Annotated in this window: 26 protein-coding genes and 1 other RNA gene; 18 read left to right on the forward strand and 9 right to left on the reverse strand. The window is 39.1% G+C overall.

What is annotated here, in order from left to right; translation table 11 throughout:
- The first annotated feature begins 74 nt into the window (after window positions 1–74).
- The 7 genes from G8761_RS00875 (at window position 75) to G8761_RS00905 (ending at window position 5,764) form a co-directional block, all read left to right on the forward strand.
- Window positions 75–452, forward strand: coding sequence for a spore coat protein (locus tag G8761_RS00875; RefSeq protein ID WP_166022731.1), 378 nt, complete (start codon window positions 75–77; stop codon window positions 450–452).
- Between the two features lie 134 nt (window positions 453–586).
- A complete protein-coding gene (locus G8761_RS00880; RefSeq protein ID WP_166022733.1) occupies window positions 587–1,198 on the forward strand; it encodes an SLOG family protein in 612 nt (203 codons plus the stop codon).
- Between the two features lie 118 nt (window positions 1,199–1,316).
- A complete protein-coding gene (gene gpsB, locus G8761_RS00885) occupies window positions 1,317–1,619 on the forward strand; it encodes a cell division regulator GpsB (RefSeq protein ID WP_027321973.1) in 303 nt (100 codons plus the stop codon).
- A gap of 81 nt (window positions 1,620–1,700) precedes the next feature.
- An RNA gene (rnpB, locus tag G8761_RS00890) (RNase P RNA component class B) lies at window positions 1,701–2,092 on the forward strand.
- Window positions 2,093–2,214: 122 nt separating this feature from the next.
- Window positions 2,215–3,366, forward strand: coding sequence for a THUMP domain-containing class I SAM-dependent RNA methyltransferase (locus G8761_RS00895; protein ID WP_166022735.1), 1,152 nt, complete (start codon window positions 2,215–2,217; stop codon window positions 3,364–3,366).
- A 131-nt stretch (window positions 3,367–3,497) separates the two neighbouring features.
- Window positions 3,498–3,665, forward strand: coding sequence for a hypothetical protein (locus G8761_RS00900; protein WP_166022737.1), 168 nt, complete (start codon window positions 3,498–3,500; stop codon window positions 3,663–3,665).
- 179 nt (window positions 3,666–3,844) lie between these two features.
- Window positions 3,845–5,764: an ATP-dependent DNA helicase gene (locus tag G8761_RS00905; protein WP_166022739.1), complete on the forward strand. Its 1,920-nt coding sequence runs from the start codon at window positions 3,845–3,847 to the stop codon at window positions 5,762–5,764.
- Between the two features lie 495 nt (window positions 5,765–6,259).
- On the opposite strand, the gene G8761_RS00910 is transcribed toward G8761_RS00905, so the two are convergent.
- Window positions 6,260–6,406 (reverse strand): hypothetical protein, encoded by a 147-nt coding sequence (locus tag G8761_RS00910; RefSeq protein ID WP_166022741.1) that lies wholly within the window; start codon window positions 6,404–6,406, stop codon window positions 6,260–6,262.
- 126 nt (window positions 6,407–6,532) lie between these two features.
- Between G8761_RS00910 and G8761_RS00915 the strand changes: the two genes are divergently transcribed.
- Together G8761_RS00915 and G8761_RS00920 are read left to right on the forward strand one after the other, a co-directional pair.
- On the forward strand, window positions 6,533–6,766 hold the full coding sequence (locus tag G8761_RS00915) for a DUF2249 domain-containing protein (protein WP_166022743.1): 234 nt from the start codon (window positions 6,533–6,535) through the stop codon (window positions 6,764–6,766).
- Between the two features lie 190 nt (window positions 6,767–6,956).
- Window positions 6,957–8,465: a carboxypeptidase M32 gene (locus G8761_RS00920; RefSeq protein WP_166022745.1), complete on the forward strand. Its 1,509-nt coding sequence runs from the start codon at window positions 6,957–6,959 to the stop codon at window positions 8,463–8,465.
- A gap of 127 nt (window positions 8,466–8,592) precedes the next feature.
- Here the strand turns inward: G8761_RS00920 and G8761_RS00925 are convergent, their stop codons facing one another.
- The 3 genes from G8761_RS00925 to G8761_RS00935 are packed head-to-tail and all read right to left on the reverse strand — an operon-like array spanning window position 8,593 to window position 10,909.
- On the reverse strand, window positions 8,593–10,248 hold the full coding sequence (locus G8761_RS00925; protein WP_166022747.1) for a b(o/a)3-type cytochrome-c oxidase subunit 1: 1,656 nt from the start codon (window positions 10,246–10,248) through the stop codon (window positions 8,593–8,595).
- On the reverse strand, window positions 10,248–10,724 hold the full coding sequence (locus G8761_RS00930; RefSeq protein ID WP_166022749.1) for a cytochrome c oxidase subunit II: 477 nt from the start codon (window positions 10,722–10,724) through the stop codon (window positions 10,248–10,250). The genes G8761_RS00925 and G8761_RS00930 overlap by 1 nt, the downstream gene beginning before the upstream one ends.
- A 20-nt stretch (window positions 10,725–10,744) precedes the next feature.
- Window positions 10,745–10,909, reverse strand: coding sequence for a cytochrome c oxidase subunit 2A (locus G8761_RS00935; protein ID WP_166022751.1), 165 nt, complete (start codon window positions 10,907–10,909; stop codon window positions 10,745–10,747).
- A gap of 833 nt (window positions 10,910–11,742) precedes the next feature.
- On the opposite strand from G8761_RS00935, the gene G8761_RS00940 reads away from it, so the two are divergent.
- Window positions 11,743–12,516, forward strand: coding sequence for an SDR family NAD(P)-dependent oxidoreductase (locus tag G8761_RS00940; protein WP_166022753.1), 774 nt, complete (start codon window positions 11,743–11,745; stop codon window positions 12,514–12,516).
- Window positions 12,517–12,576: 60 nt separating this feature from the next.
- Here the strand turns inward: G8761_RS00940 and G8761_RS27780 are convergent, their stop codons facing one another.
- Window positions 12,577–12,756 (reverse strand): hypothetical protein, encoded by a 180-nt coding sequence (locus G8761_RS27780; RefSeq protein ID WP_338000894.1) that lies wholly within the window; start codon window positions 12,754–12,756, stop codon window positions 12,577–12,579.
- Window positions 12,753–13,031: a hypothetical protein gene (locus G8761_RS27785; RefSeq protein WP_338000895.1), complete on the reverse strand. Its 279-nt coding sequence runs from the start codon at window positions 13,029–13,031 to the stop codon at window positions 12,753–12,755. The genes G8761_RS27780 and G8761_RS27785 overlap by 4 nt, the downstream gene beginning before the upstream one ends.
- A 306-nt stretch (window positions 13,032–13,337) precedes the next feature.
- Here G8761_RS27785 and G8761_RS00950 point away from each other — a divergent pair, with 306 nt between their 5' ends.
- The 6 genes from G8761_RS00950 (at window position 13,338) to G8761_RS00975 (ending at window position 21,566) form a co-directional block, all read left to right on the forward strand.
- Complete coding sequence (locus tag G8761_RS00950; RefSeq protein WP_166022755.1) at window positions 13,338–14,432, forward strand: type III polyketide synthase; 1,095 nt, start codon at window positions 13,338–13,340, stop codon at window positions 14,430–14,432.
- Window positions 14,429–14,998, forward strand: a complete 570-nt coding sequence (locus tag G8761_RS00955) for an isoprenylcysteine carboxyl methyltransferase family protein (RefSeq protein ID WP_166023291.1) — start codon at window positions 14,429–14,431, stop codon at window positions 14,996–14,998. Before G8761_RS00950 ends, G8761_RS00955 begins: the two co-directional genes overlap by 4 nt.
- A gap of 312 nt (window positions 14,999–15,310) precedes the next feature.
- A complete protein-coding gene (locus tag G8761_RS00960) occupies window positions 15,311–18,961 on the forward strand; it encodes a dynamin family protein (RefSeq protein WP_166022757.1) in 3,651 nt (1,216 codons plus the stop codon).
- An 8-nt stretch (window positions 18,962–18,969) separates the two neighbouring features.
- Entirely contained in the window at window positions 18,970–19,731 is a 762-nt protein-coding gene (locus G8761_RS00965; protein WP_166022759.1) for a nucleotidyltransferase domain-containing protein, read from the forward strand.
- Between the two features lie 11 nt (window positions 19,732–19,742).
- Complete coding sequence (locus G8761_RS00970) at window positions 19,743–20,585, forward strand: sulfurtransferase (protein ID WP_166022761.1); 843 nt, start codon at window positions 19,743–19,745, stop codon at window positions 20,583–20,585.
- Window positions 20,586–20,705: 120 nt separating this feature from the next.
- Complete coding sequence (locus tag G8761_RS00975) at window positions 20,706–21,566, forward strand: 5'-3' exonuclease (protein ID WP_243449869.1); 861 nt, start codon at window positions 20,706–20,708, stop codon at window positions 21,564–21,566.
- Between the two features lie 52 nt (window positions 21,567–21,618).
- Here G8761_RS00975 and sspL read toward each other — a convergent pair whose 3' ends face one another.
- Window positions 21,619–21,759: a small, acid-soluble spore protein L gene (sspL, locus tag G8761_RS00980; RefSeq protein WP_166022765.1), complete on the reverse strand. Its 141-nt coding sequence runs from the start codon at window positions 21,757–21,759 to the stop codon at window positions 21,619–21,621.
- An 84-nt stretch (window positions 21,760–21,843) separates the two neighbouring features.
- Here sspL and G8761_RS00985 point away from each other — a divergent pair, with 84 nt between their 5' ends.
- Window positions 21,844–22,341 carry a divergent PAP2 family protein gene (locus tag G8761_RS00985; protein WP_166022767.1) on the forward strand — a complete coding sequence of 166 codons (498 nt, stop codon included), beginning with the start codon at window positions 21,844–21,846 and terminating at the stop codon, window positions 22,339–22,341.
- Between the two features lie 39 nt (window positions 22,342–22,380).
- On the forward strand, window positions 22,381–22,650 hold the full coding sequence (locus G8761_RS00990; protein ID WP_166022768.1) for a DUF6123 family protein: 270 nt from the start codon (window positions 22,381–22,383) through the stop codon (window positions 22,648–22,650).
- A 32-nt stretch (window positions 22,651–22,682) separates the two neighbouring features.
- On the opposite strand, the gene G8761_RS00995 is transcribed toward G8761_RS00990, so the two are convergent.
- Window positions 22,683–23,609, reverse strand: a complete 927-nt coding sequence (locus G8761_RS00995; protein WP_166022770.1) for a DMT family transporter — start codon at window positions 23,607–23,609, stop codon at window positions 22,683–22,685.
- Window positions 23,606–24,016: a reverse transcriptase-like protein gene (locus tag G8761_RS01000; RefSeq protein WP_166022772.1), complete on the reverse strand. Its 411-nt coding sequence runs from the start codon at window positions 24,014–24,016 to the stop codon at window positions 23,606–23,608. The genes G8761_RS00995 and G8761_RS01000 overlap by 4 nt, the downstream gene beginning before the upstream one ends.
- Window positions 24,017–24,100: the final 84 nt, after the last annotated feature.

A 24,100-nucleotide genomic window follows, 5' to 3' on the forward strand; every position in this document is an offset into this window, starting at 1 on the left:
GTACAAGATTCTCCCTTTCAACATAGGCTGTTAATGTAATATCTAACAACCAAATATCGAAAGGAGAAATGTATATGTACTGTGGAACAAATATTATGCCTGCGGTTATCCATCCTACAAAATGCTGTGTGAACCACACATTTTCAACAACGGTGGTTCCTCATATCCATCCAACACATACAACAACTGTAAATCACCATTTGTTTGAGCATAAGCATTACTTTCCTCAAACCTTTTCAGCTGTAAATGAGGTTTCCAACCAGCAATTTAATTGCGTAGGACCTATGAATCCTGCCCCAGTTCCTCCTGTAGCTCCTGTACCTCCAGTAGGACCGGGATTTGGACCTGGACCAATGATGGGACCAGGATTTGGACCTGGACCAATGATGGGACCTGGACCAATGATGGGGCCTGGACCAATGATGGGGCCTGGACCTTTTAGGGGAAGGTAATTACTGACAAGGGCAAACCGCCCTTGTTTTTTCTGTTTTATCCATAAATAAATGGAAAGTATTTTTATGGAGCCTTTAAGTCAATTTCCAGCTCTCTGGCTATTTTTCTTTTTACAATATGTTATGATTTATAAATGAAAAAAGTTTGTCTTTTTTATACCACTTTGAAAAAGAGGTGTTTGTCCTTGTATAAAGTTCTTGCAATCTCTGGTTATAAACCATTTGAACTGGGTATTTTTAAAAAGGACCATCCCTCTGTCGACTACATAAAAAAGGCATTAAAAAAAGAACTGCTACCTTTGATTGAAGAGGGGCTGGAATGGGTTTTGATTAGCGGCCAATTAGGGATTGAGCTGTGGGCCGCAGAAACCGTTTTTGACCTTCAATTGGAATATCCGGATCTTAAGCTTGCTGTAATAACGCCTTTTCTGGATCAGGAGTCAAACTGGAAGGAAGAAAATAAGGAGTGGTATGAATCGGTTTTAATGCAGGCTGATTTTGTAGATGCTGTTTCAAAGAAAGCTTATGAAAAGCCACTCCAATTTAGGGTTAAAAATCAATTTTTCATTGAAAAAAGTGATGCCCTTCTTCTTTTTTACGACCAGGAGAAGGAAGGAAGCCCAAAATATATTTATGAAATGGCTGTGAGCTATCAAAGCAGCCATCCCTATCCTGTCCATCTTATAACATTCTATGATTTGCAGAACATAGTCGAAGAAGAAAACGCGAGCAGGTTTGATTATTAGTGAACTTATCTTGTTTGAATATTTCGAAAAAAATAGTATCTCCTAAAGAAAATTGACAAACAGCAATATTTTTGAAAAAATAATAGGTAATGATTGGCGAAATACTGAGGTGATTGGAATGCTGTCGGATAAAGTGAAATTGACTGCAAAGGATATTTTAGAAAAAGAATTTAAAACTGGCGTGCGCGGATACAAGCAGGAAGATGTAGATAAGTTTCTTGATTTGATTATTAAAGACTACGAAACCTTCCATCAGGAAATTGAAGAACTGCAGCAGGAGAATATGCGCCTGCGCAAGCTTGCTGAGGATGCTTCAAGAAGACAGCCTGCAGCCCAGGCCGCAGGGACAACTAATTTTGATATTCTAAAGAGATTATCAAACCTTGAAAAGCATGTATTTGGAAATAAGTTGTACGATTGACAGTCTGTTCCCACATTTCCTTTTTTATGCCATTGCATATGCAGTGGAAAATACATATAATAAGTCATGTGTTCATTAATTGCGTTCGGGTAATCGCTGCAAGGAGCTTGATGCGGCCTTGTTGAGGAAAGTCCATGCTCGCACGGGCTGAGATGCCTGTAGTGTTCGTGCCTGGCGAAGTCATAAGCCAGGGCAGCCGGAATACGGCTGACGGCAGGGAAAATACCTAAGTCCTTTATGGATATGGTATGAATACCTATAAAGTGCCACAGTGACGGAGCTTTTCCAGAAATGGAAAAGGTGGAACGAGGTAAACCCCACGAGCGAGAAACCCAAATTTTGGTAGGGGAATCTTTCCTGAGGAATCAAACAAGGGAAAGGACAGGTCTTAATACCTGTAGATAGATGATTACCGCCTTTGTACGAGGCTTTAAGCCGTTTGCAGTACAAGGTACAGAACATGGCTTACAGAACGTGATTAATGCATTTAAAATGAAATGATTTAAGGCTCTCCTGAATCGGAGGGCTTTTTTATTTTTTATATAGTTATGTGTTATCCTATGTACATAAGAACAACAAAAGTAAGGGTGAAATAATGGGTAAATATCAATTAATAGCAACAGCTGCCATGGGTCTTGAAGCATTGGTTGCAAAAGAAGTCCGGGATCTAGGATATGAATGTCAGGTTGAAAATGGGAAAGTAGTCTATGAAGGTGATGAAAGTGCAATTGCACGTTCAAACCTCTGGCTCCGTACTGCGGACCGTATTCGCATAAAAGTTGGTGAGTTTAAGGCATACTCATTTGACGAGCTTTTTGAGAAAACAAAAGCATTGCCATGGGAAAAATACCTTCCGGAGAACGCTGAGTTCCCGGTTTCCGGAAAGTCAGTAAAATCAAAGCTCTTTAGCGTATCTGATTGTCAGGCAATTGTAAAAAAAGCGGTTGTTGACCGTTTACAGCACCATTATAAACGGAGCGGATGGCTTGAAGAATCTGGGGCACTTTACCGGATTGAGGTTTCGCTTTTAAAGGATGTTGCTACCATTACAATCGATGCTACAGGACAGCAGGCACTTCATAAACGGGGCTACAGGGTTGACCAGGGCGAAGCTCCACTAAAGGAGACACTTGCCGCAGCTCTTGTCATGCTTACCAACTGGAATCCAGACAAGCCATTTATTGATCCCTTCTGTGGCTCAGGCACCATTCCGATTGAAGCTGCTTTAATTGGGCAAAATATTGCTCCAGGCTTCAACCGCGATTTTGTTTCTGAAAACTGGGACTGGATACCAACAACGGTATGGGACGAAGCGCGAAATGAAGTAGAGGATTTAGCAAAATATGACCAGCTGCTTGATATTACAGGTACAGATATTGATCATCGTATGGTAAAAATGGCGACTGAAAATGCATTCGAAGCAGGCTTTGCGGATCTTATTAAGTTCAAGCAGATGCAGGTTAGAGATATAACAACACCGAAGGAGTACGGTGTCATTGTGGGAAATCCGCCATACGGTGAACGCCTTGGTGAAAAAAGTGCCGTAGAGCAAATGTATAGGGAAATGGGACAGGCATTTGCCAAGCTCGACACCTGGTCCATTTACATTCTTACATCAAATGAAGACTTTGAGAAATTATATGGAAAACCTGCCACAAAGAAAAGAAAACTATTTAATGGTTTCATTAAGACAGATTATTACCAATACTGGGGCAAGCGCCCTCCCCGCAGAGAGAATAACGAGTAAATAAAGCTAAGGATTGCTATGTGGAGTTTTGAAGGCGTCCTTGGAAATGCATTCGAAATTGGAGTAATTAGATGGCATAAATTCCATTCCTCTTGAATATAATAGCTTTATTAAAAACAGGAGGGGTGGCAATGTATCAATCCAAAATTGATTTTTATAAAATTTCAAAAGCACTCCATGTTACTCTCCATACATTAAATAGCGAGAAATCTGCTAAAGAGTCAGCAATGGAAAAAGTGTTAAATGCAAAAAAGGAATGGCAGCAGGCATTGTCATTTTCTTCATCCCTTTATAAATAAACAGTATAAAGGGACTTAATTTCTTGACAGTTTTCTTGCTTGAGTTAAAATTAGATAATTGACGGTAAGAAAATTTTATATTTCTTATCTTTAGAAAAAAAGCGCCTTGCTGGTCGCTTTTTTTCACTTTTTATAAAGGCTCAGAACTTGCTGAGCCACTATTTATTTGGAGGATTTACATGCAGAATAGAATGCCTTTTACTATAGATAAAACAGAATCATTCTACGACCGTCTAGGCGAATGGATTGGCGATGTATTTTATGATCTTTTGCCCGAGGAAGGTTTCGAAATTAGGGACGAACAAATATATATGGCCTTTCAACTTGAAAAGGCGTTTAAAGAAAAAAAGACGATCTTTGCAGAAGCGGGCGTAGGAACAGGAAAGACGCTTGTTTACCTTCTTTATGCCATTTGCTATGCACGATATACCAATAAGCCTGCCATCATCACATGTGCAGACGAAACGCTTATTGAGCAGCTGGTAAAAAAAGAAGGAGATATCGCAAAGCTTGAGAAAGCCCTCAATCTTAATATCGATGTAAGACTTGCAAAGTCCCGGGATCAGTATCTTTGCCTAAAAAAGCTTGATACTGCCGTTGAATCAAGTGATTTTGATGGATACGGTGATATTTATGATGAACTACCCGATTTTGTATTAAAAAACGGTACCTTAAAAACTTTTACCCGTTATGGAGACAGACGGGATTATGCCCATCTTACAGATGAGCAATGGAAACAAGTAGGATGGGATGCTGTACAGGATTGTTTTGCCTGTGAAAAAAGACATCGCTGCGGACAAACTCTCCATCGTGAATACTACCGCGGAGCATCAGATTTGATCATTTGTTCCCACGACTTTTATATGGAACATGTCTGGACAAAGGAATCAAGAAAGAGGGAAGGACAGCTGCCGCTCCTGCCTGAACACTCCTGTGTGGTATTTGATGAAGGACATCTTCTTGAGTTTGCTGCCCAGAAAGCATTAAGCTATCGGTTTACGGAACAAACTCTTGAAGCTCTTTTAACAAGACTAATGGAAAATGATGTACGTGAAAAAACCTTGTATGCAATTGAAGATGCAATCCATGAAAACGAGAGCTTTTTTATGCATTTGTCTGCATCAGCAAAGACTGCTTCCGGGTCCGAAAAGAAGATCATCGAAAAAGACGGAGATCTGCTTAGCCAGGGAAAAAGGCTTTATAATGCCCTTCAAAAAGTGGAAGAGGAATTGGTTTTTGACAGTGAAATGTATGTAATCAATGACTATGAATTGAAAATAGTTGAGGAATATTTAGAACAAATAACTTATTCTCTCTCACTTTTCTTACAGCCTATGAATGGGATTACCTGGTTTGAAGATCATTCAGGTGAAAGAACACTTGTCATAATGCCTAAGATGGTACAGGAAATTATGAAAGAAGAGGTCTTTTCTAGGAATATGCCTTTTATTTTTTCATCTGCGACGCTCTCAGAACAGCAGTCATTTGAATATATGGCGAAAAGCCTGGGTATAGAAGACTACCTGTCCTTTACGGTAGCATCGCCATTTGAATATGAGGAGAAGATGGAAATGCATCTTCCTTCCTTTAAAAAAGATGAATTAATCAGTAAAGCAGAGTATGTTATCAAACAAATCAAACAGACTGCAGGCAGGGCTTTGATACTCGCCAATGACATAGAGGAAATAAAATTTTTGAAAAGTAGTCTTTCGAACATTGATTTTCCTGTATATTTTGAGGGAGATGCAGAAATCAGCACATTGGTCTCTAAATTTCAAAATGAGGAACAGTCAGTTCTTTGTGCCCTGCATTTATGGGAGGGACTTGATATCCCGGGCAGATCATTGGAAAATGTGATTGTATTCTCGCTTCCGTTCCCTCCAAATGATCCTGTTTTTAGGGCGAAAAGGGAAGGCGCGGAAAACCCCTATCTTCAAGTTGATCTTCCTTACATGCTGCTTCGTTTGCGCCAGGGAGTTGGACGGTTGATCAGAAGCCATGAAGACAGAGGCTATGTCCACATTTTGCTGAACGAGGGATTGGATAAGGATGTATTGGAAAAAGTAAAGTCAGTTCTTCCAGTAGAACCGTTGATTTAAATATAAAAACATATCAAAAACACAACACAAAAGCGGTCCCGGAGGTTCGAATATCCGTGGGTCGGCGGATAAAACCAGATAATCCGCGGAAAAAGACTCTAAACCGGCGGATAAAACCAGAGAATCCGCGGAAAAAGACACTAAATCGGCGGATAGAACGCTTTTTCCTTTTTTTATCCTCCATAATAGTTTCAAAGCATCAGGGGTCAATTTTTCAGGATATCTAACTTCCAAACAAGATGTATCCTTATATCTTGGTAATGGTGCATCCCGTTCATCAGCATTCCTGCAAAAGGATATTGTTCAGACTCTTTTAACCTGGCGTGCTGGTCCTGATACAATCTTCCTTATCGGGGTGCAAGCTCTTGCTGCTGTTCTGCTAAAAAACACTTAAGTGTAACTCATAAAGAAAATGAACACTGCCCAAAAAAGATATCGCATTGAATGAAGAATAAAAGTAAGAGGCTGCCCAACCGGGCAGCCTCTTTGAAATAGTTATTCATCTGCTGTGGTATTTTCCTTGTTTTCATTACAATCAAAACAAATAATCTTTTTATCCTCTGTCTGAACTCCAGCAAAAAAACCATCCAGGCAAAAAAGATCCTTCCCGCATTTACTGCATGATCCTACTAATTCCCGCATGTGATCCCTCCTGCAAATAAACTATAAAAATATCATTTTAACAGTGTGATGGGTCTCACTAAACCATTTCTAAATCCATTTTATAATAAAGAAAAAGTTAAAAAAACCATTTAGGGAGTTAAAACGATGAAAACTTTTACCACTGTTGTCAATGTACCAGATTATCCACCACGTGAAAAACCCCCAACTATTTTTAGTATAATCGATGATTTAAAAAGCGGAGAAAGCATGAAAATCATTAATGACCATAATCCAAGACCTCTTTTATACCAGTTTATGATGGAGCGGCCTGACAAGTTCACTTGGGAGTACCTAGAAGAAGGACCTGAGGTCTGGATGGTAGCCATTGACAAAAAGTAGACTTTGACGAATTACTTTTTCCAGTTTTCTGTTTTAACCTCAAATCCCCCTTATTCTTAACAACAGATGAAAGCATCTGTTGTTTTTTTAGCTTATGCGAATTAATTACTTAAAGGTCTGAACCTTTTTAATATCCTTTTCAGAAAAGTATGATAAAATGGGTTGGTAAATAAATAGAGGGGGGAAAGGAATGAATGAGAAGCTGAAGGAACTGGAAAAAGAGTTTCTTGATTTTGTAAAAAAGATGAGCGCCTATAAAGAAGCACTAGGGCTGATATATTGGGATTTGCGAACAGGTGCACCCAAAAAAGGCGTAGATCAAAGATCTGAAGTAATTGGCATGCTTTCCTCTGAAGTATTTAAAATGTCTACTTCGGAAGAAATGGCAGCTTACATAGCGAATTTATCGAGCGGAGAACTAACAGGGAATACAAAAAAGATTTTAGAAGAATGTAAGAAAGAATATGATAGAAACAGGAAAATACCTGCTGATGAGTTCCGCCAATATGTTGTTCTTCAGTCTAAAGCTGAGAGCGTCTGGGAGGAAGCTAGAGCTAAATCAGATTTTGAAATGTTCCGTCCTTACCTGGAAAAATTAGTGGAGATAAACAAGCGATTCATCCGATATTGGGGATATGAAGGAAATAAATATAATACCCTTTTGGATATGTATGAACCTGGGGTAACTGTAGAAGTTCTGGATCAGGTATTTGGGCAGCTTAGGGAGAAAATTGTTCCTTTAGTTAAGCAAATTTCTGAATCCGCAAACAAGCCACAGACAGATTTTCTTTTTGAGAACTTTCCTAAAGACAAGCAAAGGGAGTTTAGCGAAGAAATCTTAAACCAAATGGGCTACGACTTTCAGGCTGGCAGGCTCGATGAAACTGTCCATCCATTTGCTACAGGATTGAATCCGGGAGATGTACGTGTAACTACAAGATACGATGAAAATGACTTCCGTACAGCTGTTTTCGGAACGATTCATGAAGGGGGCCATGCCCTGTATGAACAGAATATTTCCACTGACCTAATCGGTACACCGCTTTGCAGCGGCACTTCGATGGGAATTCATGAATCACAATCTTTATTTTATGAAAACTTTGTAGGTCGCAGCTTTTCCTTCTGGAAAGGAAATTATGGTCTGTTAAAAGATTATACCGGGGATCAGTTTAATGGAGTAAGTCTGGAGGATTTCTGCAGAGCCATTAATGAATCCAAGCCTTCATTAATAAGGATTGAAGCAGATGAACTCACCTATCCGCTTCACGTGATTATCAGATATGAAATAGAGAAGGGCTTATTTAATGACGAGATAGAGGTTAAAGATCTGCCGAAAACCTGGAATGATATGTACGAAAAATATCTTGGAATCCGTCCTCAAAGGGATGCTGAGGGTGTTCTTCAGGATGTTCATTGGTCAGGTGGAAGCTTTGGATATTTTCCATCCTATGCGCTGGGATACATGTATGCTGCCCAGTTTAAGCACAAGATGCTCGAGGATATCCCGAACTTCGATCAGCTTTTGGAAGAGGGAGACCTTAAGCCTGTCCGCGAGTGGCTTACAAAAAATATTCACCAATATGGCAAGCTGAAAAAACCACTGAAAATTCTTAAGGATGTTACAGGAGAAGGCTTAAACGCCCAGTATCTGATTGACTATCTGTATGAAAAGTACGGCAAGGTCTATCAATTGAACTAAATAATATCAACCAAAAAAGGTGTTCGATCTAAGCGATTGAACACCTTTTTAATGTTTGCTTTTCATTCTAGCTGCAACACCATAATATGGAATTTCCGTCGCTTTAGGAGTGCTTTTGCTTTTCTTTTTACCACGTTTTAAAGCCTTTAGAACCTATAGGAGCGTTTTGAATCATATCAATAAATGGAATAGTGTAAGCAAATAGGATTAAAACAATAGAAATACCAATCCATAATTTCCAGTTTTCCAATACCATTGGAGTTGCTTCAGCATTTTCAGCTTGTTCTCCGACCGGGAATTCCTCTTCTCCTTTAGGAGCGAAGAAAGCCAGGTTAATAAAGATAATGAGAATCAGGATAATACCGATAAATAAGATTGTTCCGCCAACAGCCTGTGCAATTTGATAAGGAATCCACTCAGCAGCCTGTTTAGCACCCATATACGTAGAGAAAGCAGAACGCCTTGGTGCCCCAAGCAATCCTTCAGCATGCATGGAACCTGACATGAAAGCCATACCTATAAACCAAACCCATGCTTGGATTAGTGCAAGTTTATTCATTTTCTTAGTTAATTTGCGACCGGTTAAATGCGGAATCAGCCAGTAAGAAATACCAAAGAAAGTAAGAACAACAGAGGTTGCCAGTGTTAAATGGAAGTGACCTGTAATCCAGATGGTATTATGAACAACCTGGTCCATTTGGTTAGAAGCATTAATAATACCTCCAGCACCTGCAGGAATGAAGGCTGCCATTCCAATAAACGGAACAGTAAAACGGGCATCATTCCAAGGAAGCTTTTTAACCCAGCCGAACATTCCTTTTGCACCTTTAGCTCTTCCCGCTGATTCGAAGGTTGCAAACATTGCAAAAGCTGTCATTAGGGAAGGAATAATAACCAGGAAGGTTAAAATAACCTGGATAAATTTCCATGCAGGATCAATTCCCGGCTCAGTTAACTGATGGTGGAATCCTACAGGGATAGAGAATAATAGGAACAAAATAAATGACAATCTGGCAAGAGAATCAGAGAAGATTTTTCCCCCGATTACCTTTGGAATAACAACGTACCAAGCCATATATGCAGGCAGCAGCCAGAAGTAAACAAGTGGATGTCCGAAATACCAGAATAGAGTACGGCTAACAAGAACATCGACACGATCAATTAAACCAAGTGACCAAGGAAGAAGTTGGAATAATACTTCAGCTGCTACGCCAATCGTACAAATAATCCAAAGAACAGTGTTAATTACAGCCATAAAACTTAAAAGCGGACCTGGCTTGCCAGGATTATTTTTTTTCCATTTTGCATAAGTCATAATCTGTGCAATTCCGTCAATCCAGCTGCCCACTACTACAAATGTTAAGCCAAGATAGAAAATCCAGTGAGCTTGAAGCGGTGCATAGAAGGTATATAAAACAGTTGCTTTATTCATTAATACCATTGCTGCGGCCATTACAGTTCCGAGCGTCATCACCCAGAATCCAATCCAGCCTGTCAGTCTTGCTTTATCGGAGTGAGTTCCTGCAGTACGGCTAACTGCAGCATGCTGGAAGCCCATGATGAAAAATGTTGTTAATACAAGACCTAATAAAACCCCATGAACCGTAAGAACTTGATAATAGCCAATCCCACCGGGGAGTTCAAACTTGCCGGAGCGTACAAGAGTTTGCAAAAGCCCCATCAGTCCGCCAATTGCAAGGGCGGCAAATGCTACGTAAAAATGTGCCATTGATAGCTTTGCATCACGCGAATCTACTTTAATAGTTGAATTTATGCTAGGCATTATTTTTTCACCTCAATCTTAGAACTCATTAAATGATGACCTGTACCGCAATATTCGTTACATACAATCAGGTACTCGCCTTCTTTATCAAATGTTGTTGTATATTCACTTACATAACCAGGCTCAAGCATCATGTTGATATTTGTGCCAGCTACTTCTAAGCCATGTACTACATCTTTTGTTGTTGCAATAACTTTCACCTTGGCACCAAGAGGAACTGTTACCTGTGTTGGAGTATAAGCAAAGGCCTGAGCCACAAAAACGAGTTCATAATCCCAATCCTTGCCCTCTACCTTATGAAGACCAGGTTTATTAAATGGAGCAGTTTGGTCCACCTTTTCCGGATCAACAGTAGTTAAACAGCTAGGAGGTTTATTTCCAAGATAGAATGCGCTTACTCCAATTGTGGACAGAAACACAATTAGTGCTGCCAAACCAAAGATAAGCCAAATTTTTTCTAATTTATGCATATGCATGTTTTTTTCCCCTTTCCAGATTAGAAACGATCTACGAATAAAAAGTAAACACCCAGCCAGGTGACAATAATGAAAAAGCCTAAAAACATAACGGAAGCCATTGTTCCTTTAAGTGATTCACTTTCCTCTTTATGTTGTACTTTTGGATTGGATTTTGGTCCGTTCTTAAGTTGAGCCTTTGCCATTTCTCTTCGCACTCCCCTCTATTAATAGAAATATAGCTAAGATAAGTTCTCTTTCATAATACAAAACTATTGTGAAAGTAAAAGATGAGTTTCCTAAAATTCACATATTGTTCAATACTAGGTAATTACTATGATAAAGTTAAAAACCCCTCGAAACTGTGATATACGTCACTTTTAGCTAGATCCACTTGTGAACTTTATGTGAAAAATAAAATTGGGGGTGTGATGAAAGTTGTTGAGTACTAGATTGATTAATTTAACCAAGTAAGTTTACAAGAGTAACCATTTTGTTATCTGAAAATAAAATAAAGAATATAATGGTTTTTTGGAAGCGAGAGGAATTTTGTGGAAAAGTATTATTGTGATTCATGCCGGCTTCTTTATGAGAAAGAGCAGGCATGTAAGGTTTGCGGGGAAACTGCCAAAAATAAGATTTGGATAGAAGTTCAAAATCAAAAGGATTCCAAAAATTAGGGGAGGCTGAGGAGCTTCCCTTCATTTCATTTATAGAGGGATAATCCATTATTGTTTTCGTTTAATAAGCAGTTCCTTTAGTGCCTCCTTTACCTTTCCGAAGTTGATTAGAGGCATTGGTAAATATCCGGTAATTTGGCATTGTAGTGGGGAAAACGGCAATGAAAGAACCAGTTTAATATCCGAATCTGTAACGGAGGGGAAACCGTATAAAGCCCCCTTTTATTGAACGGGGGATGGTAAATAAAACCAAAGTGGAGACCGATACAACATCCCTAAAATGGCCAATTCCCATCTTATTTAGAATAATAAAAAAATATGATAAAATAATGAAATCAATTAGCAAAGGATGATGAATTTTGTACTTGCCTTCTTTTAAATTGGATGGAAAAAAAGCGATTGTTACAGGTGCGGGCAGGGGGATTGGACGAGCTCTTGCAGTTGGCATGGCGGAAGCGGGTGCTGATGTAGCATTATTGTCCAGAACTGCGGCTGATTTGGATGAAACAGCATCTTTAATACATAAAACAGGAAGGAAAGCACTAATTCTTCCTACAGATGTGACAAAGAGAGAAGAGGTTCAGCAGTCGGTAAATAAAATATCCGATGAGTGGGGAACTCCAGACATTCTCGTTAATAATGCAGGAATGAACATTCGCTCAAAGGCATTGGATGTTACAGATGATGAATGGAAAACCATCATGGATACAAACCTTAAATCTGCTTTTATGATGTCCCAGGAAGTTGGGCGCGTTATGAAGGAAAATGGAAAAGGCGGAAGAATTATCTCTATTACCTCAGTAGGAGGCCATGTTGCATTAAGAACGGGAGTAGTCTATGCAGCGACAAAAGCAGCGTTAATCCAAATGACAAAGGTTCTGGCGCTGGAGTGGGGACAGTACAATATTAATGTAAATGCTATCGGGCCATGGTATTTTAAAACTCCTCTCACTGAAAAGCTTCTTGCAGATAAAGAATATGTCAGCGAAATCCTTGCTGTTACCCCTCTAAAAAGAGTGGGAGAACTGGAAGAATTGGTTGGTCCTGTTGTTTTTCTTGCCTCCGATGCAGGAAACTATGTTCATGGTCAGACACTCTTTGTCGATGGCGGTATGACCATCCACGGATTTTGATAAGAAATAGCCAAAAGGCATGTCCCACTGAGACATGCCTTTTCCGCTTTTATTAAAAATTTATTGAAGATCAACCGCAAGGATCAGGTTTAGTGTGCCTGCATTTCCTAAATGAACTGGCAGTCTGAAAGCCTTGGAGAATCCATACACTTTTGCCTCTCCAACGAGAACAGTGGGAGGGGTAATATCCATATTATATCCCTGGTTAAATGCATGTGAAGATAAGCTGCCGGCAATCATATTACCAAGCTCCCCTGCAAAAGAATCGAGCATTTAAGCCTCGAGATACATTCCGAACATTTTCTCAGCAATTCTCCCAAAGCTTTCGACATTCCCATCAATAATAAGTCGTCCGGGACTTCACCTGTAAGAACTATCAGTACGCCCATGGAATGCTGGGTAAATGGCTGATTAAATAGAGAAGGAGAATCAATCTTTATATCAAAAGGTAAAATAGCTTTTACCGACAGAATTATGGCATTTAATATGTTGGTAACACTTTTAGTTAAGGTCATTCCTGCTTCCTCCGGGGATTAGTAGGTAAATTTTATCATAAAGAATCAATTGAATTTGAAAAAGTTGATAAATAATCTGGAAATGTTTTATTAATGTAAATAGCTGAAAAGCAGGATATACTGAAATAGCACAACAACACCTTCAAAACGTATTGCTTCCCCCAGGTGTGGGAAGCTTTTTTTATGCCTTAAAAAACATTAAGGGAATACATATTATTTAATTGGGGAATAGGCAGAGAGATGTTAAATGAATAATCATCTAAATGTGGGAAAAAATATCAACACCCCTTTAAAGGAGAAAAAAACATGCCTACAATCCTCTCAATTGCAGAAGCTATTCCTGAATATCAAATTAAACAAGAACAGGTAATGGATTTTGCCCATGACCTTTTTTCAGAATCATATAAGGATATAGAAAGGCTTTTAAAGGTTTTTCAAAATGGATTAATAGAAAAGCGTCATTTTGCCAGGGATCTTGATTGGTTCAAACATGAATGGACTTTTGAAGAAAAGAACCAGGCTTATATTGAATCAGCTATTTCCCTTGGTAAAGAAGCGATTGAAAAATGCCTGGCCAGCGATACGTTTCTACAGCATGAGGTTCCTTATCAGGAAATTGATGCGCTTTTTTTTATCTCAACGACAGGTCTTGCCACACCAAGCATCGATGCAAGGATTATGAATCATCTTCCGTTTTCACCACATACTAAAAGGATACCTATATGGGGTCTTGGCTGTGCGGGCGGCGCTTCTGGTTTATCAAGAGCATTTGAATACTGTCTCGCCTACCCGTCAGCGAAGGTTCTTGTCTTATCTGTAGAGCTATGCAGTCTTACATTTCAGCGGAATGACCGTTCTAAAAGTAATCTCATCGGAACCTCTCTATTTGCTGATGGTGCTGCCTGTGCACTTGTATGTGGAGACGAGGCAATTGATAAATCGATTAGTTTAAAGAGAACATTGCCTAAAATATACGATGTCCAATCAACCTTAATGCCTGATTCTCTTGATGTGATGGGCTGGGATATTAAAAACCAGGGCCTTTATGTTATTTTTTCAAGAGATATCCCAACTATTGTAGAAAGCTGGCTGAAGCCTAACGTAACCAGCTTTTTGGGAAAAAATAATCTGGAAATACATGAATTAAGCCATTTCATAGCTCATCCGGGAGGCAAAAAGGTTTTGGAGGCTTATGAAACGTCGCTAGGAATTCCAGCTGCCATGAATGCAATATCACTTGATGTACTAAAGGAATATGGAAATATGTCTTCGGCTACCATTCTTTATGTTTTAAAAAGGTATATGGAGAAAGAAATCAGTAATGGGGAAATTGGCCTTGGGGCTGCACTTGGGCCGGGATTCAGTTCGGAACTTCTATTAATGAGGTGGGAAGGGTGCTGATTTTTTATCTGGTCCTTGTCATTATAATTATCCAAAGACTTGCGGAGCTTAGAATCGCAAGAAGTAATGAATTATGGATGAAAAGTAGGGGTGCTTTTGAATTTGGCCAGAAGCATTACAAGCTGATGGTCATGATGCATTCACTATTTTTTGTTTCGCTTTTAGCCGAAGTTATTTTTCTGAAAAGAGAATTATCGCCCTATTGGCCTGTCCTTTTGGTCCTGTTTCTTATTACCCAGGGGGTTAGAGTCTGGGCGCTCAGTTCGCTCGGAAGGTTCTGGAATACTAAAATTATTGTTCTTCCCAATGCAAATATTGTTCGAAAAGGACCCTATCGTTTTATTAAGCATCCCAACTATGTAATTGTTACGATTGAACTAATAGTGATTCCTCTTTTATTTCAGGCCTATATTACAGCTGGCATATTTACATTATTAAATGCTGCCATGCTTTACATTCGAATTCCGGCTGAAGAAAAAGCTCTTAAGCAATTAACAGAATATGATACAACCTTTAAAAACTGTAACCGATTTGTACCGGAATTGTTAAAGAAATATGACAGTTAGCCAGCGTCACTTGAAAATCATTATCATTCATGTTAAACTCTAACTAACATTGAAAATCATTCTCAATTAATTTTCAGCGGGGAAGGTGTTACGAATGGCCATGGCTTTTGTTGGCGGAACAATTGTTGTTTATGCATTTGTAATGAAACATGTACTAAAAAATATCTCAAGTGCTACTTGAAAAATAACCAATTCCAAACCAGGGGAAAAATTCCTCTGGTTTTTATTTTATTTTACAAGATGATAAAGTGGGAAAAGTAAGAATTATCGTATAAAATAAGAGGGAAAATACGTTATTTAAGGGGAAGACTCATGATTCAGTCCATTAATCAGCAGCAAGAATACAAAACACTACAAACCAAATTGGTTTCACTATATGAATATTTTATTGAAAATAAAGACAGAGTTAATGCCGAAAAGGTTTGGCAACTTGGAAAAAAGCTTGAGAACAGGGAATTTGCCATAGCCTTTTGCGGACACTTTTCTGCAGGGAAATCCACCATGATAAATACTGTAATTGGTGAAAAACTCCTTCCATCAAGTCCTATTCCAACCAGTGCCAACCTGGTGAAAGTAAAATCAGGCGATGAATATGCCAAAGTAATCTTTAAAAAAGAAAAACCAAGACTATATTTGGCTCCTTATGATTACGAAATGGTTAAGAATTTTTGCAAGGACGGCGATGCGATAGAGGAATTAGAGATCAGCCATAAAACCTCAAGCCTTCCTGAAAACGCAGTAATTCTGGATACTCCTGGGATTGATTCTGCAGATGATGCCCACCGGGTGGCAACAGAATCTGCTATTCATCTCGCTGATTTGGTTTTTTATGTTATGGATTACAACCATGTGCAGTCAGAGCTTAATTTTATGTTTACGAAAGAACTTGCTCAGGCCGGTAAAGAAACTTACCTTGTTATTAACCAAATAGATAAGCATAGGGAAGAAGAGCTAAGCTTTGAGGAGTTTCGCAACAGTGTCGAGGAGTCATTTGCCTCATGGGGTGTAATGCCCGCTGGGATTTTTTATACTTCATTAAAGGATAACGACCATCCTTTAAATCAGTTTACCTCTTTAAAGCATTTTATTCTTTCTCGGCTTGACTTAAAAGACGAGCTTTTAGTTCCTTCTCTATTCTCCTCCATGAAAAAATTGGCCATGGACCACTTAAGAGAGAAACAGGTGGAAAAGGAAGATTATCTTGCGCCATTTCGTGAACTTTTAACAGAATTATCAGCAGAGGAACAGAGAGAAATTCCAGAAAACCTTTTCAAATTTGGAGAGGAATTGAAGGCTTTAGATGGCAAAAAAGATAAGGTTATTGACGCGTTTGAGAATGAGTCAGAAAAGATTATAAAAAACGCTTATTTAATGCCTTTCCAAACGAGGGAGCTGGCTGAACGCTATTTGGAATCCTGCCAGCCTGAATTTAAAGTGGGTTTTTTATTCTCTAGGCAGAAAACTCAAGATGAACGAGAAGCACGGCTTGATCACTTTTATAATGACCTGTTTGAAAAAACAAAATCCCAGCTTGAGTGGCATCTTAGGGAATATTTAATTAGCGCTACAAAAGAATATAGACTGGAAGAGCAGAATCTGCTTGCGATGGCACAGTCTTTTTCAATTCAATTTACAAAAGAACTTCTTGAAAATACTGTCAAGACAGGTGCACGGCTTTCAGGAGATTATGTTCTGAATTATACGGATGATGTGGTAAAAGAAATAAACAAACTAGCCAGAGTTCAGTTAACCGGATTTAAGGAAGCATTCTCGGAGTCCATTAAACTGAAGAATGATAGCGGGAAAAAGAAGCTGGAAAGTGAATTAAGCGAAATTTCACGACTCGCACATGCCATGAATGAAATTAAAGGTAAAGAGGATGAAATAAGGAATTCTGAATCATCTATTTATACTATCTTAACCGAGGACATCAGCTATAAAGATATGGCTCAGGCTCACTTTTTCAGTGATGAAGAAGAAGTGGAAATCATTCGAAACAGTTTACTTAAGGAAGAAAAACAAAAAATAGTTCCAAACGGAACTTCTCAAAACAATACTCTTCCTGTTAATGAGAGTGATGCTGAGCCAGAAGAAAGCCGGGTTCCGAAATATGCAAGCCGCCTTAGAAATGCTTCAGCTCTTGTAGAAGGAATTTCAGGTTTCAGCAGGCTCGCAAATGGGCTTAGAGAGAAAGCGGGAAGACTGGAGAACCGCAGCTTTACTGTTGCTTTGTTTGGAGCATTTAGCGCTGGGAAATCCTCATTTGCCAATGCATTAATCGGTGAAAAAATTCTGCCTGTTTCACCAAATCCGACAACAGCCGCTATTAATAAGATTAAACCGGTAACTGCAAGTATTCCTCATGGAACTGTATTAGTTAAAGTCAAGGATTCAAATACTTTACTAGAGGATGTAAACAAGTCTCTTGAGGTGTTTGGACTTAGTGCAGTTAGTTTTCCTGAAGCTCAATCAAGGATAATGGAGGTCTTAAAAAACGAAAAACAAGAAAATGCACTGGAGAAGACACACTTTTCCTTTTTAAAGGCATTTAGAGATGGCTTTTCCTCCTTCGAGAGCCTTTTTGGCAATATTATCGAAAAAAACCTTGAAGATTTTTCTGATTATGTAGCTAAAGAAGAAAAATCCTGTTTTGTCGAATGGATAGAATTATATTATGATTGCGAACTGACCAGAAAAGGAATTACCCTGGTGGATACTCCTGGGGCAGATTCAATTAATGCCCGCCATACTGGGGTTGCCTTTGAATATATTAGAAATTCAGATGCCATTTTATTTGTTACGTATTATAATCATGCTTTTTCAAGAGCGGACAGGGAATTTCTCATTCAGCTGGGAAGGGTAAAAGAATCCTTCCAGCTTGATAAAATGTTTTTTATTATTAATGCTGCCGATTTGGCTGAGGGTGAGGAAGAAAAAAACTCTGTGGTCGAATATGTAGGTGAACAGCTTGTTAAATATGGGATTAAAAGGCCTCATCTTTATCCTTTATCGAGTTTGCAGGCTTTAGAAGAGAAGAAAACCGGATCCACTGAGTCAAATTCTGGGATGCCAGTTTTTGAAAATAATTTTTATCATTTTATCAACCATGATCTTACTGATATAGCAATTTCATCTGCTCGCAATGAATTAGATCGACTGAAGGAGAGAATACAGAATCTTATCCAGGCTGCTTTAGAGGATAAATCCGACAGGGAAAAGAAACGTTCAGAAATTGAAGCAAAACAGGATCAGGCTCTTACATGGATAGAGAAACAGACGCCTCAATATTTGTTCCAGCGAATGACTCAGGAATCGGATGAACTTACCTATTATATTAAGCAGAGAGTATTTCTGCGCTTTTCGGACTTTTTTAAGGAGTCATTTAATCCTGCTGTTTTAAAGGATGATGGGCGGAATTTGAAAAAGGAAATTCAAAACTGTCTGGAAGATCTGCTTAAGAGTATAGGCTTTGATTTTGCCCAGGAAATGAGGGCTACACTTCTGCGACTTGAAAATTATTCAACAAAGCTTTTAAAAGAATTTAATTCATCTATGCAGGAGAAATTGGGTGATATTGATCCAGGCCTATCTTTGGCTGAACCGGACTTATCACTTGGGATTGAATTGGACTTTTCAAACGCCTTTGAAAATAGGGACAGACAAGTTTTCTCAAAAGCACTTTCCTATTTTAAGAACCCAAAATCATTTTTTGAGAAGAATGACAAAAAGTTAACGGGTGAGGAAATATACAATGTCCTGCAAATACCTGCAGATGAATATCTTTCAATGGAAAACGGGCGATTGAAGGTTTCTTTTGAAAACTCTTTGAATAAGGAATTTATAAAACTTCAGAATCAAATGAAGGAACAGGCAGAAGAATATTTCTTAAGTATCCTTTCCGCACATGGAGGCGATGTGCCGCTTGATAAGCTGGAGGGAATTCTCAAACAGCTTGAAGAATAGGTGATTAGATGATAGACAGCTGGCTTTCGGAATTGGAAAATGAATATAAAATTGAAATCTTATTCGCCTGTGAAGCTGGCAGCAGAGCATGGGGGACGGCAACAGAAAAGTCTGATCATGATATCCGATTTATTTACCGCTGCAAAGATATCAGGTCTTATTTATCTATCCGGAAAAAGCCGGCTGTATTGGACCTATCATCCCCCTATGATTCAGTTGGCTATGATATTTATAAAGCAATTGAATTGATACGGAAGTCCAACCCCGGGATTTATGAATGGGTGTATTCTCCAGAAATCTATAAGAATGGGGGCAGCTTTTTAAAGGATTTGACCGCTATCATAGAGGAGGAGTATTCTCCTTTCTCCCTCTTAAAGCACTATCAGTCTTTGAAAACACGCAACCTTAAAGAAATATCAAGAATAAAAACATTTACTACTTCGGCTCAAAAACAGCTTATTCATGCTATAAGAGCAGAGCTGGTCAGCCAGGGGATTATTAGAAACAAAAAAGTTTTATCGCCTTTTCTTTTAATAGAAGAGAGTGCTGAATTTCTTCCTGCCATGAATGAAGCCTATATAAAGGTGACGGATGCCAAAAGGAAAGGGAGCCTTATTGCTGATTCTGAAGTACAGGATATCATTTCTCTGATGGAGAGCAAGAGCGGCAGTATAGAAGTTAAAGCTGATCTGCTTAAAAAGGAGCAGCCTAGTATACATATACTAGATAAATGGCTGTCAAAAATCTTGCACCTTACAAAACCAATTTAAGGAGGGAGAAAATGAAATATATAATTGATAAAGAATGGCTTTTTGAAAATTTACAGAATCCTCAATTGAGAATTGCAGATTGCCGTTTTTCATTGAAAGACCCGGAACAAGGAGCACGTGACTATAGTATGAATCACCTGCCGGATGCTATATATTTTGATCTTGAAAAGGATTTGTCTGCCCCTCCTGGAGTCCATGGGGGCCGCCATCCGCTTCCGAATTGGGATCAATTCATCGGAAAATTAGAGCAGGCGGGAATCGGGAAAGATACAATCCTGATTGCATATGACAATGGTGATGGGGCCTTTGCTGCACGGTTCTGGTGGATGCTGAGATATCTCGGCCATGAAAAGGTTTATGTTTTAGATGGAGGATTTCAAAGCTGGTTAAAAGCAGGATTCCCCGTAGCTGAATCGTTACCTCACTTTGAAAAGGCATCTTTCATCCCTAATTTTAAAAACGATATAAAGGCTGAATATGAGGAAGTTAAGAAGCTTGTAAATGAAGAAAACAAAGGCTCCAAAATTTTAATTGATTCAAGAGAGAAGAATCGTTATCTGGGTATTGAAGAACCTATTGATAAAAAGGCAGGTCGAATTCCAGGTGCTTTGAACAAACCATGGTTTGAAGGTTATGAGAACGGTAATGTGAAAACTGCAGTAAAACAGCGGGAAAGGTTTTCTGATTTGGATCTGAAAAAAGAAATAATTGTTTACTGCGGATCAGGAGTAACGGCCGCCCCAAATTATCTTTTATTAAAGGAAGCTGGATTTGAAAAGGTAAAGCTTTATCCTGGTTCCTATAGCGATTGGATTTCCTATGATGATAATCCAGTTGCTGCTGGAGAAGAGTAGGATGTGGTATCAATATACTGCTGAAAGAGCCCAGAAATATGGTATAATAGATAAATACTTTTATTTTTGGAGGCTGTAAAATTGCAAATACAAAAACCTTCTCTTTTGCTTGTAGATGGCATGGCTTTATTGTTTAGGGCATTTTATGCAACAGCAATGACAGGCCAGTTTATGATAAATTCAAAGGGTATTCCCACTAATGCGATTCACGGTTTTACAAAGCATTTATTAACTGCTGTGTCCTCCTTTCGGCCAACACACCTGGCTGTTTGCTGGGATATGGGAAGTAAGACTTTCCGAACTGAGATGTTCCAGGATTACAAATCCAATCGTTCAGAAGCCCCAATTGAGCTTCTGCCGCAATTTGATTTGGTAAAAGAGGTTGTTTCATCTTTTGATATACCTAATATCGGACTGACTGGTTTTGAGGCTGATGACTGCATCGGAACAATTGCACAGCAGGCAAAGGGCTTCGCGAAAGTATCTATTCTAACCGGTGATCAGGATATACTTCAGTTATTAGATGAGGATGTATCGGTTATTCTGCTGAAAAAGGGATACGGAAACTACCTGGTTCACACACCTGAAAGCTTTTTTGAGGAAAAGGGGATCACCCCAAGGCAAATGATTGATTTAAAAGCGTTAATGGGCGACCCGTCTGATAATTATCCCGGAGTGAAGGGGATAGGGGAAAAAACAGCCCTGAAACTGTTAAAGGAATTCGAACATGTTGAAGGCATCATTGCCAACCTTGAAAACCTTTCAAAATCCCACAAAACAAAAATAGAACAGGATCTCGAAATGCTTTATCTTTCTAGAAAATTAGCAGAGATTAAGTGTGATGTTCCTGTTTCAGTAACGCTCGAAGAAGCAGAATGGCGTTTTGTAAGAGAAAAAGTACTTGATATGTTCACTCAAATGGAATTGAGAGGGCTTCACAGAATGCTTCCACTTGAAGAAGAAGAGGAAGTAATTGCGTAATAAAAGATAACGGCTTGTTCCTATTGGAACAGCCGTTTTTGCACGCCGTTTTCTAGTGCTTTGTATTGCTTTTTTTAGCCCGATTTTCCAATTCACTTTTTGGATCTTCGGTCATTGCTGCATCCTGACCGTACCCTTGCGGATTTACACCCGGAGCCTTTACTCCACGATTTCCATTATTCTTTTTACTCAATTCCCTCACCTCCGTTTTCTTAGTGTCTCCTTCGGGAATAATAAAAAACAGATATTTTTAAAATCGTTAAAAGAGGTGAAGGTTTTGGTTAACAAAGGAGTCTATTTAGCATTATTCAGTATTGGACTAGCACAGGGCTTAAAAATTCCCATTCATTATTTTAAAAAGAAAGAACTTCGGCCTGATTTGTTTTTCCAGACAGGGGGCATGCCCAGCTCCCATTCAGCTGGTGTTGCATCCCTAACCACTTTTATTGCGCTTAAGCGCGGGCTGCCGACCTTTGATTTTGCTCTTTCTCTTGTATATGGATTGATCGTAATGTATGATGCCCAAGGAATTCGCCGCCAAACAGGAGAATTAACATTAAAAGTTAACTCACTTGATGACCTCATGGAAAAAATCCACAAGGATGATCCTGTTGCCTTTAAGGAAAACTCTCCAAAAAAGCTCAAGGAAATGCTTGGACACCAGCCAGAAGAAGTAATTGGGGGCGCCCTTCTTGGAATACTTATCGGGGTAGCTGGACATTTATTGACAAAAAAAGATAGAAAATTGTCGAAAAATGGTTTAAAATTGAAATAGAGAGAGACATTTAAGGTGGACGAGAGGAAGGGTAAAAGATTGCGGACGGTAGATCAATATCTGAATGCGCTTCAAGGGAAAGGTTTTCAGCTGCAAGAGGATGCGATTGGTTTTATATATTTTGGCAAGCATTATACCAACGCACCTGATGAACTGATCAACGCGGCGATTGAGCTGACACTGAAAGCTCAAAAGAGCTTTGACGGAAGTTTTTATATGTCATTGCTAGAGACGTTTATACAAAATAAAATTAGGACAAGAACAGCAGCAATAAAGTATGTAAAAGAGAAAGAATTGCTGGCTATTTAAAAGGGGCATGCACAACGCATGCCCTTGTTTTTTTAAATTTTTCCTTCGATTGCTCCTTTTTTGGTAAGGAAAGGAATTTTGCCAGCAGGCAGCTCAGCAAAAACCATCCCGGCAAAAATCAGGATACATCCGATAAGGGCGCTATTGGAAAGATGCTCATGCGCCCATACATATCCGGTGATTGCTGCAAACACCGGCTCCATTGCAAAAATCAACGCAACTCGTGTTGGAGTCGTATATCTCTGAAAATTAGTTTGTGCAAAAAAAGCGATAGCTGTTGCGAACACAGAGGTTACAACAAGAGCAGTCAAAACATCACCCGATTCCATAATGGCTGGTTCAAATGCTCTTTTCCAATCCTCAAATAAAAAAGAAGAAATGATAGAGAAAAGGGCAACAGTAGAAATTTGGATGATAGTTAAAAGAAGTGAAGGATATTTCTCGCTGAACTTTCCAGTTATGATAATATGCATAGCAAATGCGATTGCACATATAAACACCATGGAATCGCCAAAGTTAAGCCCGGTTATATCTGTCATAGTAAGAAGGAAAAGTCCTACCGTTGCGATTATAACTCCCAAGACAGCATTACGGCTCGGGGATTGCTTCATTAATAAAAACGAGAAAAGAGGTACAAGTAATACCGATAACCCAGTAATAAAGCCTGCTTTTGAAGAAGTGGTATAAAGCAGGCCAATTGTTTGTGTTGCATAACCGAGAAAAAGCCAAAATCCCATCAGTATTCCTGAGAAAAGCATTTTTTTATTAAAAAAAGCCAGCTGTTTCCTTTCAAAAAGGATCAGCCAAAGTCCAAGTAAAAGTGCCGCGATTAAGAAGCGAACACCATTAAAGGAGAAGGGCTCCAGTTTATCTATTGCATTTTGGACCAGGACAAAGGTCATTCCCCAAATTAAAGTAACAAGCAGCAGGCTGGAATCAGCAAACAAAGACTTTTTCATTTTTGTGTTTTTTCCTCCGGATGATTTTTTCTTATAGCTAGCCTTGCCAATTCATCGGCTGTTTTATTTTCCCGGCTGGGAATCCATTTCATAAAAAATAAATCAAACTGGCGTGTTAAGCCAAGTGCTTTTTCTAGTAAAGGAGCAAAGCTTTTATTTTTGGCAAATTCCTTTTCAACCGCCCTGTTAACAAGCTCCGAATCGGTTCTAAATGAAACAGTGGCATAGCCCTTTTCAAGGCAAATTTCCAGCGCTTTAATAAAGGCATGGTACTCCGCTTCATGATTTGACATAGTTCCGAGCGGAATAGAATAATTTTCTGCTGAACCGTGGCCTTTTATAAAAATCCCAGCTCCACTTGGACCGGGATTGCCTGCACTTGCTCCGTCAATATATACTTCGATCAATTTGTCATTCCTCCAATGTCTTTTAAAATTTTACCATATTCCCATTGATTCTGCAGGCAGTATTAATCGCATTTCCACCAGAAG

This window comes from Neobacillus terrae, assembly GCF_011393025.1.
In the GTDB taxonomy this organism is placed as follows: Bacteria; Bacillota; Bacilli; order Bacillales; family Cytobacillaceae; genus Neobacillus_A; species Neobacillus_A terrae.

Excerpts from the sequence above, each read along its gene's own strand:
- G8761_RS00920 (WP_166022745.1), top strand. The coding sequence starts at position 6,957 with ATGAATGAGAAGCTGAAGGAACTGGAAAAAGAGTTTCTTGATTTTGTA.
- G8761_RS00900 (WP_166022737.1), top strand. The coding sequence starts at position 3,498 with ATGTATCAATCCAAAATTGATTTTTATAAAATTTCAAAAGCACTCCAT.
- G8761_RS00905 (WP_166022739.1), top strand. The coding sequence starts at position 3,845 with ATGCAGAATAGAATGCCTTTTACTATAGATAAAACAGAATCATTCTAC.
- G8761_RS27780 (WP_338000894.1), bottom strand. The coding sequence starts at position 12,756 with ATGATTGCCGGCAGCTTATCTTCACATGCATTTAACCAGGGATATAAT.
- G8761_RS00925 (WP_166022747.1), bottom strand. The coding sequence starts at position 10,248 with ATGCCTAGCATAAATTCAACTATTAAAGTAGATTCGCGTGATGCAAAG.
- G8761_RS00970 (WP_166022761.1), top strand. The coding sequence starts at position 19,743 with ATGAAATATATAATTGATAAAGAATGGCTTTTTGAAAATTTACAGAAT.
- G8761_RS00960 (WP_166022757.1), top strand. The coding sequence starts at position 15,311 with ATGATTCAGTCCATTAATCAGCAGCAAGAATACAAAACACTACAAACC.
- G8761_RS00875 (WP_166022731.1), top strand. The coding sequence starts at position 75 with ATGTACTGTGGAACAAATATTATGCCTGCGGTTATCCATCCTACAAAA.
- G8761_RS00930 (WP_166022749.1), bottom strand. The coding sequence starts at position 10,724 with ATGCATATGCATAAATTAGAAAAAATTTGGCTTATCTTTGGTTTGGCA.
- G8761_RS00915 (WP_166022743.1), top strand. The coding sequence starts at position 6,533 with ATGAAAACTTTTACCACTGTTGTCAATGTACCAGATTATCCACCACGT.
- G8761_RS00935 (WP_166022751.1), bottom strand. The coding sequence starts at position 10,909 with ATGGCAAAGGCTCAACTTAAGAACGGACCAAAATCCAATCCAAAAGTA.
- G8761_RS00910 (WP_166022741.1), bottom strand. The coding sequence starts at position 6,406 with ATGCGGGAATTAGTAGGATCATGCAGTAAATGCGGGAAGGATCTTTTT.
- G8761_RS27785 (WP_338000895.1), bottom strand. The coding sequence starts at position 13,031 with ATGACCTTAACTAAAAGTGTTACCAACATATTAAATGCCATAATTCTG.
- G8761_RS00975 (WP_243449869.1), top strand. The coding sequence starts at position 20,706 with ATGGCTTTATTGTTTAGGGCATTTTATGCAACAGCAATGACAGGCCAG.
- G8761_RS00950 (WP_166022755.1), top strand. The coding sequence starts at position 13,338 with ATGCCTACAATCCTCTCAATTGCAGAAGCTATTCCTGAATATCAAATT.
- G8761_RS00965 (WP_166022759.1), top strand. The coding sequence starts at position 18,970 with ATGATAGACAGCTGGCTTTCGGAATTGGAAAATGAATATAAAATTGAA.
- gpsB (WP_027321973.1), top strand. The coding sequence starts at position 1,317 with ATGCTGTCGGATAAAGTGAAATTGACTGCAAAGGATATTTTAGAAAAA.
- G8761_RS00995 (WP_166022770.1), bottom strand. The coding sequence starts at position 23,609 with ATGAAAAAGTCTTTGTTTGCTGATTCCAGCCTGCTGCTTGTTACTTTA.
- G8761_RS00895 (WP_166022735.1), top strand. The coding sequence starts at position 2,215 with ATGGGTAAATATCAATTAATAGCAACAGCTGCCATGGGTCTTGAAGCA.
- G8761_RS00880 (WP_166022733.1), top strand. The coding sequence starts at position 587 with ATGAAAAAAGTTTGTCTTTTTTATACCACTTTGAAAAAGAGGTGTTTG.